We start from the raw sequence: 15,361 nt of genomic DNA, 5'->3' as shown, positions 1-15,361 counted from the left end.
GCACCGCTGGTGGTCAGTGACTCGTTACGAGACCGCGGTGGTCCTGCCGCGCCGGATGATCGCGCAGATGACGAGAGCGATGACCGCTCCCAGGACCGCTCCGACGGAGTTCATGAACCAATCGTTCGTGTCGCACCGGCGACCGAGAACGGGCGCGAGGGCCTGAACGAGTTCGATGACTGCGGAGAGGGCGACCGCACCGGCGAGGACGGTAAGCGGCCGGTTCGTCGCCGTCCCGAGGAAGAGCACGAGCGGCAGCAGCATCGCAACGTTGGCGAGCGTGTCGATGCCCTGGAACGGGACGCTGAACTGCGCGGTGCAGGTGGCACCGCCGGGCCGAGCCCCATCGGGCAGCAGGGTCAGGACGAGCACCGCAACGAGTGCGACAGCCGAGAGGCAGAGGAGGACACGCCGAAGCCGGAACCAGTGCAGGACCCAGGCGAGCACGGTAGCGGCCGCGACGGCGACCCAGAAGCCGATGCGGACGAGGGTCGCGTGTTCGACGAGGAACGTGGAGATCACCGGAGGCCGTCACTTTCTCGGTCGAGGCGCATGGGCCAGACATTCATCAGTGCGGACTCCGCGGGGAGGAGCAAGTTGTGTGCGCGAGGACAGCGGCGCCAGCACTGCGCGCGGCTGCCGTGTCGGTTCCGATAATAATCATTCTCGGAACATCTCGGCAGGGGTGGAAGTAGCGGCGATCCGAAGTGTCGCCGGCCGAATAACTTGTCTCTGTCGTCCGCCAGCTAACTTGTCCGACTGCCACGCAACGTGTCCGAAATACCGATAAGGACAGGTGGTTTGGCAGCGACGACGTGTCCGGTCGCACTCGCGGGCCGTGCCGAGTGTCCGGGCTGCACGACCGGTCGGCTTCCGTCGCCCGCGGCCAATCCGCCATCGACCCGCGGGACCACGAGAGACGACTTCGACCTGTAGCACTTAGGGCACCTTCACCGGGCATTTTTGCGGGACAGGTATACGGGAATCCCCAGGTCAAGCAGCACACGGGCAAGTTGTCGTGGTTGTCGGCGCAAGCCGCGTATCGGTGGACGACCGGCTAATGGGACAGCCCTCGCCCCCTGTATAGGGGTGCCGTGCGGCGGGAGATAGGACGGTTCCTCAACTAGCCTGAGACCGATCTAGGAGGACCAGTGGAGTTCGAAGAACGCCTCGCTGCGCTGGCGACCAAGGTGCAGAACCAGCGCGAGGCCATCCAGACCGAAGAAGCAACGAAGAACGCGTTCGTCATGCCGTTCATCTCGACGATCCTCGGCTACGACGTCTTCAACCCGCTGGAGGTCGTCCCCGAGTTCACCGCCGACGTCGGCGTGAAGCGCGGCGAGAAGGTCGACTACGCGATCATGCGCGACGGCGAGGTGCAGATCCTCATCGAGTGCAAGAAGTCGACCGAGCCGCTGAAGATCGAGCACGCGTCGCAGCTGTTCCGCTACTTCTCCGTCACGAACGCCCGGATCGCTGTCCTGACGAACGGCGAGGTCTACAACTTCTACACGGACCTCGACGCACCGAACAAGATGGACGATCGTCCGTTCCTCGTGCTGGACCTCGCCGACATCGACGAGACCCTGCTCCCCGAACTGAGCAAGCTCACGAAGGACGTCTTCGACCTCGACTCAGTCATCAGCGCCGCTGAGGAACTGAAGTACGTCGGCTCGATCAAGCGAGCGATCGCCGCGCAGTTCCGCGAGCCGGAAGAGGACTTCGTGCGGCTCTTCACGTCACGTGTCTACGACGGCCGGTTCACGCAGGAGGCGCGGACCCAGTTCACGGCGCTCGTTGCGAAGGCCTCGAAGCAGTTCCTCAACGAGCAGGTCAACGACCGGTTGAAGACTGCCCTCGGTGCTTCGTACAGCGCGCCCATCGGTGCTGAGGCGCCGGCAGAGACGGTCCCGAGCGCGGCTGTGGCCGAGGAGGACCTCGACCGCGACACCGAGATCGAGACAACACTCGAGGAGCTCGAGGGCTACCAGATCGTCAAGGCCATCGCCTGCAGTGAGGTCAAGCCGGATCGGATCGCGCATCGCGACCAGAAGTCGTACTTCGCCGTGCTGCTCGACGACAACAACCGCAAGCCGATCGCCCGCCTGTGGTTCAACGGCAAGAAGCAGAAGTACCTCGGCCTGTTCAACGAAAACAAGGTCGAGACGAAACACCCCATCGATGGCATGGACAGCATCTACGAACACGCGGAAGCAATCCGTGCCACGGTGCGCCAACACGCCGGGTAACTCCAGTGCCTACCGACCTGCCGAAACCGCCAGACCTCAGCGGCCCCACCCAAGGTAAAGGCTCGCCCGGATGCGGCGTGATCGCCGGGCTCGGCTGCGGCGGGATCGTGCTGCTCGCCGCTCTAATCGGAGTGCTCTCTTCCTTCGGCAGCAGTCCCGATGACGATGCTGCTGACACCAGCGTGTCCAAGTACACACAGACCTGGAGCAAGCAGTACTCAGATACGAGCTGTGCCGAGTGGAACACCAAACTGACCGCGCAACAACAGTTCGCTGCGGCAGCGGACATGCTCACTTCAGCGCGCAACAAGATTGACGACGGCACCGGGCTCCCCGCCGACTCGCTCATCCACGAGTTCGAACGCGGGATCACCAATGTCTGCGTGGAACCCACCATGACTCTGGCCGACGCAGCGGTCGGCCTCTACGCAACGGAGCCTCGCTTCCACCCCTAATCGAGTCCGTTCTCCCCGTAGCCGATTGGCTACTGCGTCAGCTGCGCGGCCGCGCGGTACTGCGGTCTGCAGGGCCGTGGGACGCAACGCGCGGTGTCACTGGCAGCTGTGCTTCCTGTCCTGGTCACACCGCCTGGGTCTGCTGCACGGATAGGTGACATCTGATCTGGCTTGCCCGGTGGGGTGGGCCTGGAAGGATGCACTCGTGCCCGAGCCCTATCCGCAGGAGTTCCGCGACGACGTCGTCCGCGTCGCTCGGAACCGTGAAGCGGGCGTGACGATCGAGCAGATCGCCGCCGACTTCGGTGTCCACCCGATGACGTTGACGAAGTGGATGCGTCGCGCCGCCGTCGACGACGGGGAACGTCCCGGAACCGCCCGTCCTGAGTCGGAGGAGGTCCGTGAGTTGCGGCGGCGGAACCGGCTCCTCGAGCAGGAAGTCGAGGTGCTCCGGCGTGCTGCTGCGTATCTGTCGCAGGCGAACCTGCCGGGAAAAGGCTCTACCCGCTCGTGAGCGAGCTCGCCGCCGACGGGATCCCCGTCGCGGTGACGTGCCGGGTTCTCAAGCTCGCCCGCCAGCCGTACTACCGGTGGCTGGCAGATCCCGTTTCGCAGAGCGAGGTGGTGCGGGCGTATCGGGCGAACGCGCTGTTCGACGCGCACACGGAGGATCCCGAGTTCGGATATCGACTCCTCGTCGACGAGGCCCGCGACGCCGGCGAACCGATGGCCGATCGGACCGCGTGGACGATCACGTCGCAGAACGGCTGGTGGAGCGCGTTCGGCAAGAAGCGCGGCAAGAACGGGAAGAAGCCCGGCCCCGCGGTCCACGACGACCTCTGCACCGTCACCGACGAGCACGGCCGGACCCGGCACATGTTCACTGCCGAGGCGCCGAACCGGCTGTGGTTGACCGACATCACCGAGCACACCACCGGCGAGGGCAAGCTCTACCTCTGCGCGATCAAGGACGTCTACTCCGGCCGGATCGTGGGCTACTCGATCGACTCCCGCATGACATCCAAGCTCGCCGTGACCGCGTTGGAGAACGCGGTCCGGATTCTGGCGACGTAGCCGGCTGCATCCTGCACTCGGATCGGGGCTCGCAATTTCGAAGCCGGAAACTGCGGCAGGCACTGACCCGTCACAACATGGTCGGCTCGATGGGCAGGGTCGCGTCCTGTGGCGACAACGCGGCGATGGAGAGCTTCTTCGCGCTCCTGCAGAAGAACGTCCTCAACCGGCGCTCGTTGGCCACGCGAGAAGACCTGCGCATCGCGATCGTGACCTGGATCGAGCGGACCTACCACCGGCGACGCCGCCAAGCCCGCCTCGGCCGATTGACGCCAATCGAGTTCGAAACCATCATGAGGACCAACGTCGCTCTCGCGGCGTGACTTCAACTGTCACCTATCCGTGCAGCAGACCCCACAAACTCGGATACCCAACCCCGGTCAACCAGCGAAAATTGCGTACATGAGTACATGTACGCAGGTAGCAACCACAGGCCACAGGGACTGACAACTAAACATCACCCAGGGGTGACTCAACCGCCACCCTCAAGTCGGCATACCCTCCAAGTCCGTCGCTACTAGGGGCGCTCGCCGCATCCTGCCGTAGAATCACTCCACAGGACGCCCGGCCAAGGTTCGATCTGACAGTTGTTCCTTTCAGGCCGGGCGTTCCTTGCGTCTACGGACTTGTAGGTTCCGCGGGAACTCGTCACTTGCGACAAGTTCCGCGGACGGAGACCGGATCATAATCGGGTCGACCGAGGACGTATACGGCCGATGCCTGCTCGTCCCCAGCGCTATCATCTGCGGGGCCGTTAACATCACGCTCCGCGACGCGGGAGTCGCTGAGCGAAGTGAGGATCTGGTGGAGCTGCTTCTTCCGACGCCGCTTGCGCTTCTGGAGTTCCTCCCACACTGCTCCGGGGATCTCCCGGTCTCGCCGATGACCTCGACGCTGACACCGGCGGTGTTCTTCGTCAGGTTACGGATGCCGGTGACGAGCTGCTTCGTGTTGTCGTCAATCGGTCAGCCGGCGGGGATCACGGTCAGGAGTGCGGCGTCGCATGCCTTGTCGAGCTAGCCGGGGATGACCGCCTCGACGTGGTCGAGGTTCTCGATGGTGTCTTCAACGCCGCCGAGGTTCGCCTGCAGCTTTCGGCCCCGAGAGAGAGTTGTACCGCTCGGAGGCGGCGACGCCGAGGTTGTGGAGCATGCGGCCGCCGAGGGAACGCCACTTCCCGTCGACGCCCTGCACCTTCGTCTCGACGGCGACGCGGGTGTGTAGGTCAGGATCCCCGGTACGGGAGTCACGGTGCTCGAACGCGGCCAGCAGCAGGCCGTTGGTCTTCATCTGCGCGACGCCGCCGGCACCGGCACGGGTGTACGCGGCCTCCTGCTCGAACCACGTCATCGCACCCTCCCAGGCAGCCTCGTGTGCGGCGTGGACCTCGCGGGCGATGTGCGCCTCGCGGGGGTCGTTTCGGTCGGCCAGCGCCCACAGAACGAACGCGGACTTCACCGGGCTGAACACCCGTCGTAGCCCGAGACGAACCGCCGTGCGGGCGCGCCACGCTCGGTGAGGAAACCCTGCGATCTCGCCAGGTGGTGGTGTCACGGCCGAGCAATGCGCGGAGGTGTACTCAGCCCCGCTGTAGGGCGAAGCCGGGGAACTGGGCTAGCGCTTCGTGCATCGAGACGTAATACATGGCGCGTGGTTCTTGCCTGCCTCTGGCCGACACGATTCCGTACAGGGTTCCGTTTCGGGTCACCACCGGACCTCCGGAGTCCCCCTGCTGGAGCATCCAGCTATAACTCATAGCCTTTTGGTCGTATCCGTTGGTGCGCAGAGTCGCCTCGATCGGTCGCGTGTGGAATCCGCAGAACCAGCCTGAGAAAGAGCCGCTCGCGCAGAAATCCTCATCAGGGGTCGGGGCTCCGGCGCCGAGAACGTTGATGGGGATTGCAAACGGAACGGCGGTTCCTCCGACCAGCACCATCCCGCGTGCACGAGGGGCGTAGTCAGTAACGGTCGTGCAGAAGGGTCCACCGCTGTGGGTCACCGAGCACTGCTGCCGCAAGAAGGGGGCCGGCGGAACGGCGATGAGCGAGACGTCGAAATCGTCAGAAGTCCTAACGACGTGTCCGACAACCGCCCCATTAACGTAGACGGTGCTGCCGACGTCTCCGCAGTGCTTCGCGGTGATGATATAGCGGGTCGCCCGTTGCGCCTGCGTGATGCGTCCGAACAGACTCGATCGGTAGAGAACCGCCCCTGCAGTGCAGGAAGTATTGTCGACGAGCAGCCTCGTTCCGGCAACGATTGGGAGCTGCAGTCGCTCGGAAATCCGGGGCTTCTGGTCGGCAATCGACCCTGAGGCGGGTGGCGTCGCCTGGATAACGGGAAGCTGCTGCGAAGTCGTCGCTGCCAGATCCGATGGGGCGGCGCTCGCGCTATCGGCTGGCGCGAACGCCCCGGCGAACGCAACCCCGATGACAGCGCAGAGAGCGCCTACCTGCAACGAACGATGGGTCATCCTACGGCCTTTGTGAGGAAAGGTCATTACAGACCTCAGTTTCTGTCTTGGAGTTGTCTAGACGATCGTCTAATTGCGGCGATTTTACGGGCGCGGGGAGCATAGGCGCACCAACAGCGGAACAAATTGTTCCTGAAGGTACCCCAACGTCCTGGGGAGGGGTAATTGTATGGAACAAGTGACTCCGTAAGAGATTGCCATTCGAACGAACGGGAAAAGCGCTATGTCACAGATAATCGCTGAGGAAGGTCGAAGCTCTGTCTGCTCAAGAAGTCACCTTGCCACCAAGTTCGCGTACAATCTGTCGCCGGAATTCGGCAATGAGCGGCCGTCGCTCTCCGCCAGACGCGCCACATAGCAATATCATTGCACAGTAGGTCGCCGCGCTGAGATTGAGCCTGGCGTATAGCCACAAAGTATTACAAAGTCATAGCCCCTGTGGGAGGCACGCGAACGATCGCCGAATTTCCGACGAGCGTTCACACGCCTCAGCATTTCTTTCCCGGGAAAGGATTATCGTGCCGCTATTGATTTAGCGGTAGGTCACCATACGGCAAGCGCGTCAACGTCGATTCTGTCGTGGAAGTGCATTGCATCGCCACCCCTGAGAACGACGGGGAATTCCTGACGATAGCTACCGGGCCTTGCTTCGGCCAAAAATGCTAAAGCGCCAGAAAGCAGCGGTCGTCGGGCGAAGTTCCGCGGTCGTCGATCTTCGCTTCCGGACGTCGGTCGCGACGAACTCCCTCCCGTGCAGAACACGCCAACGAAGCTGGACAGGATGAGGTCGTCCGGGGCGGTGATGGGCCTCGCGCTGGAACTGCGTGATGTCGATCGCGCGCGGTGTGCGCTGCTGAAGCTTCAGCGATGCAGTACGCAGGACCGGCGGTGGGGTCTCACGACGGTCACTCTGCATCGTGTCGCGGACCCGCGAGTGCTTCCCGGGCGGATCGAAGTGACAGCGCTCGTGGTCTCAGTTGGCCGAGGGGAAGTACTGCGCAATCGTCTACGGGGCGCATTGACGCTCCGGTGCTACCTCGGAAGTAGCCTCCGGCGCGAGGAAGCCCGCGATCTCCCCCGGCGTCCTCGGCGCCGTATGCCTGGGCTGTCGGCGGGGTCGTGAATCTCGTCGTCCGTTGATTCCCGTCGCCATCGAGCGCGGGAAGTCCAACATGTGTGGACCCTTAGGGATCTGCTGCAACAGATCCGACTCCCCCGACGCGACGACCGCTACGAAGGTCGTCGGCCCCGCCCGCAGCCGCGTGTGGGGCTCGGAGCGGATCTGTGCTCAAGCATGCTTCGCGCCCACCAATGCCCAGCGGCCCGGCTGGCGTATCAGTCTCGAAGCTCGTGGTCGCCAAGCCGGTCGAGGAGAACGGTGGGGAGCTCATCCGTTGTGCCTGAGTGGGATCGATGTGCCTGCGTGGACCACCGGTACCGGTGTCGGTGGTCCACGCAGGCACCGGTGGAAGCGGAGACCACGGAGATCCCGCCGCCGCGAGATCTCTGCGTCAACCCTTGACGGCCGAACCGGCGATACTCTGGATGAAGAACCGCTGGAACACGAGGAAGACGATCAAGACCGGGAGCACCAGCAGGGTCCCGAAGGCGAACGTCTGTCCCCAGTCGACCGGCGTCTGGCCGGAGAACACGCTCATCTCGAGTGGGAGCGGGCGGGCGGTCGGGTCGGACGTCACGATCGACGGCCAAAGGTACGACCCCCAGGAGCTGAGGAACGTGAGGATGGCCACGGTCGCGAAGACCGGTCTGGCGTTCGGGACGACGACCCGGGCGAACGTGCCAAAGGCCCCGAGACCGTCCAGGCGCGCGGCCTCCTCGATGCTCTTCGGCAGGTTGAGGAAGAACGTGTAGAACAAGAAGATCGAGAACGCGTTCGCCACGAACGGGATCATCTGTACGAACAGGGTGTCGCGCTGGCCGTTCAGCAGGAACAGCAGCGGGACCGCGACGGACTCGAACGGCACGATGATCAGCAGGACGACGATGACGAACACCGCGTTCTTACCGCGCCACTGCAGGCGCGCGAAGGAGTAGCCCGCCATCGAGTTTACGACGAGCCCGCCGAGCACGATGACCAGCGAGATGGCGACGGAGTTGCCCATGAACCGCCAGAAGTACCCCGTCGCGTCCGAGTCGAGGGCCTTGAAGACCCCGAGGTAGTTCTGGAGCGACAGGTGGATGGGGAGGAAGCCGGTGAAGCCGTCGAGGACCTCGGAGCTCGGCTTGAAGCTGCCGATCAGCAGGTAGTAGATCGGCGAGAACATGACCGCCGACATCACGATGAGGATGGTGTAGGAGCCGGCCTTCGAGAGTCGCTTGCGGGTGGGTCGGATGGTGCTCAACTTTCGCTCCTCTGGCGCAGGACGGCTCGCTGGACGAGGGTGATGATGACGATGATCAGGAAGAGGACCACCGAGATGGCGGCGGCCTGACCGACGCTGTTCTCGGCGAGGATCGCGTTCGTCGCCTGGTACAGGACAGTGCGCAGGGCGTTCTCGTTCCCCCCGGCGGTGATGATCAGGATGTACACCTGGTCGTAGACCCGGAAGGCGAAGATCGTCGTGAGCAGCACGACGAAGATCAGGGTGTTCCGGACGCCGGGCACGGTGATGTAGCGGAACTGCTGGAAGACGTTCGCTCGGTCGAGTCGTGCGGCCTCGTAGCGCTCCTCGGGGATCTCCTGCAACGCCGCGAGGATGATCACCATCTGGAAGCCGACGCCCTGCCAGACCGACAGGACGATGACGGAGAGCATCGCCGTGTTGCCGGAGCCGAGCCAGTTGTGCGCGCCGACGGTCCCGCCGGTCACGGTCTCGACCGCGCTGTTCAGCAGACCGTCCCCGCTGCGGTCGAGGATGACGCGCCAGATGACGGCGACGAGCGCCATGGGGAAGACGACGGGCATGAAGAAGAACGTGCGGAAGAACTTGATGCCCTTGAGCTGCTGGTTGAGCAGGACGGCGAACACGAGCGCCAGCCCGGTCTGCACCGGGATGACGACCGCGGCGAAGAAGAGGTTGTTGCCGAGAGCGCGGAAGAACTGCGGCGCCTCGACGGGGTCGGTGAAGAGGCGCACGTACTGCGTGAACCCGAGGAACGTCGGCGGACGCGGCGACCCGATCTGGACGTTGAAGAACGACAGCCCGATCGCAGCGACGAAGGGTACTGCGATGAACAGGACGATGCCGCTCATCGCGGGGAGGGCCATCAGCGGACCGGCGAAGGTGCCGCTCCGCTGCTTGCGCAGTTGTCGGGGATCGCGGCGCTCCCGCGCCCTGGATGGCATCGGCGGGGCATCCGACTGGGGACTGGTCGTGCTGGTCACTGGTGCTCCTGGTCGTCCTGTTCGGGGGCGGTGCCGGTGGAGACGTCGGGCAGGCCGACGTCTCCACCGCCGATCACTTGTAGTCGTTGCTGTCGGAGAAGGCCTGGTCGATGGACTGGGCCGCGGTGGTCAGCTGCTCCTTCGCGTCGGCGCCGCCCCAGACCGCGGAGAGCGCACTGGCGAACTTCGAGGTGATGACCGGGTAGCCCGGGGTCACCGGTCGGTAGACCGCGATACAGGAGTCCGTGATCGCCGTGGCGGGGCAGGACTGCTCGAGCTGTTGCCCCCAGAGGGCGAGGGCACCACCGGGCTGGTAGTCGGCCTGCTTGTCGAACACGGACTTCGTCGCTGCCGGAGCACCGTTCGCGTCCGTGATCGCCTTGACGCTGGTGTCGTTGAGCAGGTAGTCCATGAAGGCACCTGCGGCCTTGCCGTTCTTGGTGGCCGAGCTCATGCCCCAGGTCCAGGACCCGGCGCCGACCTTCTCGCCATTACCGAAGTTCGGCAGCGGCAGGGCCACGAGGTTGCTGCCGACCGCCTTCGAGTAGGCCGGGTAGTTCCAGTGTCCGCTGAGGCTCAGCGCGACGCGGCCGTTCTGGAAGGCGTTGCCGTCCGTGTTCGCGTCGACGTAGGGCTTCCAGGACGCGATGTCCTCGAGGGCCTTGACCGAGGCGGCGGAGTTCAGCACACCGGTGGCCTTGTCACCCTGGACGAGGTTGCCCCCGGCAGACTGGACCATCGGCGAGAAGCCGTACGTGCCCCACTCGGCGTTCAGCGACGCTTCGGTGAGGTCGAGCGCTTTCCCTGAGGAGTTCGCCGCGGCGAGCTTCTTCAGCGCCGCCGAGAACTGTTCCGGCGTCCACGCAGTGGACGGCGAAGTCGGGAGCTGAACACCGGCGGCCTTGAGGAGCTTCTTGTTGCCGTAGAGGCCCATCGCCGAGCTGTACTGCGCGAGGCCGTAGAGCTTGCCGTTGTCGGTACCCTCGGCGATCGAGCCGCTCGTGGCGTTGCTGACGGTGGACTTCGACACGTAGTCGCTGAGCGGAGTGAGCTTGCCGTTGTAGACGTAGCTCGCGAGCGTCGGGCCGTCGATCTCGAGCACATCCGGCAACTTGTTCGTCGGGGTGTTCGTCACGGTGCTGGTGTAGGTGTCGCCGGAGATGAGCTTCAGGGTCGCCTTCACCTTCTTCTGCGACGCGTTGAAGCCCTTGACGGCGTTCTGGATGGCCGCGACCTCGGAGTCCTGGCCTTGGTGGCCCCAGACGACGATGCTGCCGGTCCCGCTGCCAGCAGCACTGCTGGAAGCGGAGCCGGAGGAGCAGCCGGTGAGGGCAGCAGCGGCGACCGCGGCGAGGGCGATGACCGTTCCTGTCCGGCGGACGAGGGACGTGGTGTGCATGGTTCTCCTTGAGTGGGATCGGGTGTCGGTCGGTGGGACGGCGCTCAGGGAGCGGCCGTACCGCTGCCGGCGGGGCAGGGTTGGGTCTGGGTCTGGGTCTGGGTCTGGGCCGTGGGCGTCGCTGGACGGAGGGCCAGCCGACCGTCGATGACGTGCACGTCGACCGGGTCGTGCAGGAAGCCGGGCAGGGGTTCTCCGGCGCGGCCGTTCGCGAAGGTCATCAGGACGGGTGAGCCGTCGCGACGACGGACGATCCGGCCCGAGTAGCACGTCACGTCGGTCAGCGGCTCGGCATCCGTCACGTCGAACGGACCGAAGGGCCCGTCGATCGGGACCGACCAGGTGCCCGGTGTCTCGTCGGCGCGTGGATTGGCCGTGCTGAGGGCGTCAGCGGGGCAGGAGAACACCAGGAACCAGGCGCCGTCGACCTGCACGACCTGCGGTACCTCGAGGTGGACGAAGCCCGATCCGGGTGAGGTCAGCGGCGGCTGTACCTCCCAGCGCTCGAGGTCGGTGGACGTCGCGTGTCCGATGACTCCGCGGTCGTCGAGCGCTCCCTCGGTGGAGCGGGCGGTGACGAGCATGTGCCAGAGGCCGCCAGAGGGGTCCTCGTGGACCCACGGGTCGCGCCAGGCCTCTTCCGGGAAGAGTGCGCCGTCGACGTCGGGGTCGTTGCCGAGGGTCTCGTACCAGCGGGGGTCGGAGCGCGTCACAGGGCCGGGCAGCTTCTGCCAGGTGACGAGGTCGTCGGACACGGCGACCCCGACCGTCTCGATGTTGGTGTGGACGGGCTCGTCCTCGAGGAACCGTGTGCCGGTGTAGAACATCCGCCAGCGGTCGTCCTGGCCGCGCACGACGCTCCCGGTCCAGGTCGTCGTCCCGTCGAACGCGTCGTCGGGACCGGGCCCGAACGGTCCGTCCAGGATCGCCCAGTCGACGAGGTCGTCGGAGACGGCATGACCGATGCGGGCTGCACGGTGTCGACGGTGCTCGTCGCCGAGTGACCGCGGTGCGTGGAGGAAGAACACGTGGTGGCGGTCGCCGTCGTCGGCGAACCAGAAGTCCCACACCCAGTGGTCGGGGAGCCTCAGCACGGGAGCACCGTTGCCCGGAAGCGGCGTTGGCCGTCGGTCGAGGGAAGGTCGTGCACGGGGTTCCACCACTCATCATCGAGGGGTCCACCGCCATGGTGAACCGGTTAATCACGTATGGTGTACCGGTTCACCACGGTCTGTCAAGCCCGTATGCTGGAGAGGTGCGAACAATGACGACGAGGTCGAGATGAGCGCCCGTCGAGTGACGCTCTCCGACGTCGCCGCTCGCGTCGGGCTGTCCAAGGCAGCCGTCTCGCAGGTGCTCAACTCCCACCCGGCATCGCGCGTCTCCGTCGACGCCGCAGCCCGCATCCGTGCCGCAGCGGGTGAACTCGGTTACCGACCGAACCTCACTGCACGGTCACTCACCACTCGCCGGTCCGGTGTCATCGGACTCGTCTCCGAGGCCATCACGACTGACCGGTTCGGGTCGGGCATGATCCGCGGCGCCCTCGCCGAGGCGAAGCGCCAGGGATACGTCCTCTTCATCACCGAGACCGAGGACCAGCAGGCCGGGATCGTCTCGTCGTTCGGTGTGCTCGTCGACCACCAGGTGGACGGGCTCATCTACGCTTCGATCCGACCGCACGCCGTCGAACTCCCTGAGATCAACGCGGACATCCCCGTCGTCATGCTCAACGCAGTCGCATCCCGTCCGACCGCCACCGTCCTCGCCGATGAGCACGCCGGCGGCGAGTCGATCGTGCGGCTCCTGCTCGACGCCGGCCACACCGAGGACGTCGTCATCATCGGCCGCGATCGGTCCGTCCGCCCGGCTTGGACCACCCGCGCGATCGAACGGCGCCTCGCCGGGATATCGGCGGCCCTCGCGGCCCACGACGTCGTGCCGATCAGTGAGATCGACATGCCCGAGTGGGATCCCGACCACGGCTACGAAGCCATGCGGGGCCTGCTCGCCAGCGGCCGTCGCCCTGGAGCGGTGATCGCCCTGAACGACCGGCTCGCCTTCGGTGTCTACCGTGCGCTGACCGAAGCGGGACTCCGGGTCTCCGAGGACGTCTCAGTCGTTTCCTTCGATGACGACGACATCGCGTTGTACCTCGAACCGACCCTGACCACCGCGGCGCTGCCGTACGAGGAGATGGGGGCCCTGGCGGTCCGCACCCTCCTTGACCCGGACTTGACCGTCGGTGAACAGCTCGTCCCGATGCCGATCCGGGTACGCGGTTCGGTGTCCGCAGTCCCGCAGGCTCTGCAGTCGTTCGACCGGCCACACTGATGCCATTCCGACCGAGGTCCTGAGCGCCGCGCCGCCGCGGCCGCCCGGTCGAACACCCGGGTCCCGGACCGGATCAGCGTCTCCCGATCGGCCTCACGGACCCGACACGTCGGCGTCCCGGTGCCAAATGATCCCGGCCAGGTCATCCACTCCGGACTAGTCGCCGCAGCCGCATACCTGCTACCCACGAGCATCGGTGGCTGGACCACCGCGGCGAGGCGGACCCAGGTGTTCGGAAAGGGACTGGTGAACCTCCACACGACCGTCGTCCCGATGCTCTGCACCGCGCTCGACGTCCCCAGCGCCGATCAGCTCCACATCCACCACAACCTGCGCCTCGACGGAGCCGACCCTCGGTCGGCCGCGAGCCGGGCCGGCCGACTCTCCGCGCTCCTCCAGGCACACGGCGTCTCGGCAGTCCGTTGGTGGCTCGCACGGCTCGGACTCACCCGGCGCGACGCGGATCTCGCCCTGCGGGACCTGCCGCTGCTACGCCGGCGCGAACTCGGGACGCCGCCGCGGGCGCGCCGCGCCAGCGGCTCGGAGGGCTTCGGGCACTTCCTCGAGGCCGACCTGGACGCAGTCGACCTGGCGCGGATCACCCGGTCCGTCCTGGTCGCACGGGCCGACCCTGCGCTACTCGACGCCCTCGCTCCGGAGACTCGGCGGCGTTTCGACGCCGTCGCGACCTGGCTCAGCGGCACGGAGGGCTACGAGTGAGCCTCCGCTACATGGTGGCGCTCGTCCTGCTGGTCGTCGTCCGCGCGGGTGGCTTCAGCTCGATCATCGCCGTGGTCTGGTTCCGCGACGTCTACGAGGCCACCGGTGCCGCGTTGGTGCTCGCCGCGTTCGGCATTGGCACGGTGGTGTTCCCCGCACTGGCGGGTGCGCTCGTCCATGCTCGGACCCTAACTAGGGTGCTGGGGGTGGTGATGACCACGAACGGGCTAGTCATGTTCATCCTCCCGCTCGTCGTGGGCGCGCCCGTCGCAGCCCCGGTGGCTTTAATGTTCCTCGTCGGGGCGACGTCCGGCGCTGCCCGGTCACTGCTCGGGACCGCGATCACGTTCGCGGCGCCCAACGGACAGCGGGCCAGGACGCAGTCCACGATCGCCTGGGCCGCGAACCTCGGCGCCGCGGCCGCAGCGGGCGTCGCCGGGCTGGTCACCGCCACGACCCAGCAATACGGCGTGCTGTTCGCGATCGAGGGCGTCGTCCTGCTTGCAGCGGCCCCAATCGCACTCATCCTCGGACCAATCGCGGTCCCGGCGCTCGGGTCGTTGCGAGATCTTCGCCTCGAAGACGCCCGACGCCTCGGAGCTGCGCTGACCGTCGGGATCGGCGCCACCGCGCTGATGCAGGGCCTGGGGACCGCGTTCGCCCTCGGGACCCGCCACCCGGAGTCCTACGTGTCAGCCGCTCTACTAAACGGGGCACTCGTCCTCGTCCTGCAGCCCCTTGCCGTACGGCTCCTCCGCGACTCCGCAGCGACGCACTACCTCATGGCGGGGTCGGCAGTCGGTGCCGTAACAGCGATCACGATGGCCGTCACCGACAGCTGGGCCGTCCTCGGCGTGGGTTGGACAATCACCGAGCTGCTGCTCGCTGCGGGCATGATGCCGACGATCCTCAACCGGACCCCGGCCCGCCTCCACACCGCGGCTTTCGGGGTTGTCGGGTCAGCGTGGGGCATCACGGCCGCCGGGGTAACGGCGTTACTCGTCCCGGCAGCCAGCATCGCGGGCTCTGCCGGCGGGTGGGCACTCATCGCTGCAGTTGGGGTCGCCCTCGCACTCGGTGCAGCACCGCGGCCCCGCATCACGGCTTCATTCATCGAAAGGAAACCATGACCATTACCGACCGCGGTCCGGCGACGACCGGCCGTCGCATCGCCAGCAAGCTGCGCCTCTTCACGTCCGAGTCGGTGACCGAGGGGCACCCCGACAAGATCTGCGACCAGATCTCGGACAGCATCCTCGACGCACTGCTGACGGTCGACCCGAACGCGCGCGTCGCCGTCGAGACGATGGT

13 protein-coding genes and 1 pseudogene are annotated in these 15,361 nt (G+C 66.0%); 7 read left to right on the top strand and 7 right to left on the bottom strand.

Features of this window, described 5'->3' with window-relative positions:
• Positions 1-24: 24 nt before the first annotated feature.
• Entirely contained in the window at positions 25-522 is a 498-nt protein-coding gene (locus KK097_RS14125; protein ID WP_128781687.1) for a VanZ family protein, read from the bottom strand.
• A 629-nt stretch (positions 523-1,151) separates the two neighbouring features.
• Here KK097_RS14125 and KK097_RS14120 point away from each other — a divergent pair.
• The 3 genes and pseudogenes from KK097_RS14120 to KK097_RS14110 all read left to right on the top strand — a co-directional run bounded on the left by KK097_RS14120 (position 1,152) and on the right by KK097_RS14110 (position 4,101).
• Positions 1,152-2,249, top strand: a complete 1,098-nt coding sequence (locus KK097_RS14120; RefSeq protein ID WP_128781688.1) for a type I restriction endonuclease — start codon at positions 1,152-1,154, stop codon at positions 2,247-2,249.
• Between the two features lie 77 nt (positions 2,250-2,326).
• The gene (locus KK097_RS14115; protein WP_128781689.1) at positions 2,327-2,704 is read left to right on the top strand and encodes a hypothetical protein; all 378 of its coding nucleotides are present in this window, start codon (positions 2,327-2,329) and stop codon (positions 2,702-2,704) included.
• Positions 2,705-2,909: 205 nt separating this feature from the next.
• Positions 2,910-4,101, top strand: a pseudogene (locus tag KK097_RS14110) (IS3 family transposase).
• Between the two features lie 742 nt (positions 4,102-4,843).
• Here the strand turns inward: KK097_RS14110 and mobF are convergent.
• From mobF to KK097_RS14080, 6 genes are all read right to left on the bottom strand, one after another.
• Positions 4,844-5,332 (bottom strand): MobF family relaxase, encoded by a 489-nt coding sequence (gene mobF, locus KK097_RS14105; protein ID WP_128781690.1) that lies wholly within the window; start codon positions 5,330-5,332, stop codon positions 4,844-4,846.
• Positions 5,333-5,357: 25 nt separating this feature from the next.
• Entirely contained in the window at positions 5,358-6,251 is an 894-nt protein-coding gene (locus KK097_RS14100; protein WP_163343935.1) for a trypsin-like serine protease, read from the bottom strand.
• 1,511 nt (positions 6,252-7,762) lie between these two features.
• Positions 7,763-8,614: a carbohydrate ABC transporter permease gene (locus tag KK097_RS14095; RefSeq protein ID WP_128781692.1), complete on the bottom strand. Its 852-nt coding sequence runs from the start codon at positions 8,612-8,614 to the stop codon at positions 7,763-7,765.
• Complete coding sequence (locus KK097_RS14090) at positions 8,611-9,597, bottom strand: carbohydrate ABC transporter permease (RefSeq protein WP_232536687.1); 987 nt, start codon at positions 9,595-9,597, stop codon at positions 8,611-8,613. The genes KK097_RS14095 and KK097_RS14090 overlap by 4 nt, the downstream gene beginning before the upstream one ends.
• A gap of 73 nt (positions 9,598-9,670) precedes the next feature.
• Positions 9,671-10,996, bottom strand: coding sequence for a sugar ABC transporter substrate-binding protein (locus KK097_RS14085; protein ID WP_128781693.1), 1,326 nt, complete (start codon positions 10,994-10,996; stop codon positions 9,671-9,673).
• Positions 10,997-11,040: 44 nt separating this feature from the next.
• The gene (locus KK097_RS14080; RefSeq protein ID WP_128781694.1) at positions 11,041-12,090 is read right to left on the bottom strand and encodes a glycoside hydrolase family protein; all 1,050 of its coding nucleotides are present in this window, start codon (positions 12,088-12,090) and stop codon (positions 11,041-11,043) included.
• Between the two features lie 187 nt (positions 12,091-12,277).
• Here KK097_RS14080 and KK097_RS14075 point away from each other — a divergent pair, with 187 nt between their 5' ends.
• The 4 genes from KK097_RS14075 to KK097_RS14060 form a co-directional block, all read left to right on the top strand.
• Positions 12,278-13,330 carry a LacI family DNA-binding transcriptional regulator gene (locus KK097_RS14075; RefSeq protein WP_128781695.1) on the top strand — a complete coding sequence of 351 codons (1,053 nt, stop codon included), beginning with the start codon at positions 12,278-12,280 and terminating at the stop codon, positions 13,328-13,330.
• 72 nt (positions 13,331-13,402) lie between these two features.
• A complete protein-coding gene (locus KK097_RS14070) occupies positions 13,403-14,050 on the top strand; it encodes a class I tRNA ligase family protein (protein WP_128781696.1) in 648 nt (215 codons plus the stop codon).
• Positions 14,047-15,180, top strand: coding sequence for an MFS permease (locus KK097_RS14065; RefSeq protein WP_128781697.1), 1,134 nt, complete (start codon positions 14,047-14,049; stop codon positions 15,178-15,180). The genes KK097_RS14070 and KK097_RS14065 overlap by 4 nt, the downstream gene beginning before the upstream one ends.
• Positions 15,177-15,361, top strand: a 185-nt coding sequence (locus tag KK097_RS14060) for an S-adenosylmethionine synthetase N-terminal domain-containing protein (RefSeq protein ID WP_250893288.1), incomplete at its 3' end; no start/stop codon positions are given. The genes KK097_RS14065 and KK097_RS14060, both read left to right, overlap by 4 nt.

The organism is Curtobacterium flaccumfaciens (assembly GCF_018598405.1).
GTDB lineage: Bacteria > Actinomycetota > Actinomycetes > Actinomycetales > Microbacteriaceae > Curtobacterium > Curtobacterium aurantiacum.
This window is presented reverse-complemented; position numbering and strand designations above follow the sequence as displayed.

Coding starts and splice junctions, on each gene's coding strand:
- KK097_RS14100 (WP_163343935.1), bottom strand. CDS start 6,251: ATGACCCATCGTTCGTTGCAGGTAGGCGCTCTCTGCGCTGTCATCGGG.
- KK097_RS14085 (WP_128781693.1), bottom strand. CDS start 10,996: ATGCACACCACGTCCCTCGTCCGCCGGACAGGAACGGTCATCGCCCTC.
- KK097_RS14075 (WP_128781695.1), top strand. CDS start 12,278: ATGAGCGCCCGTCGAGTGACGCTCTCCGACGTCGCCGCTCGCGTCGGG.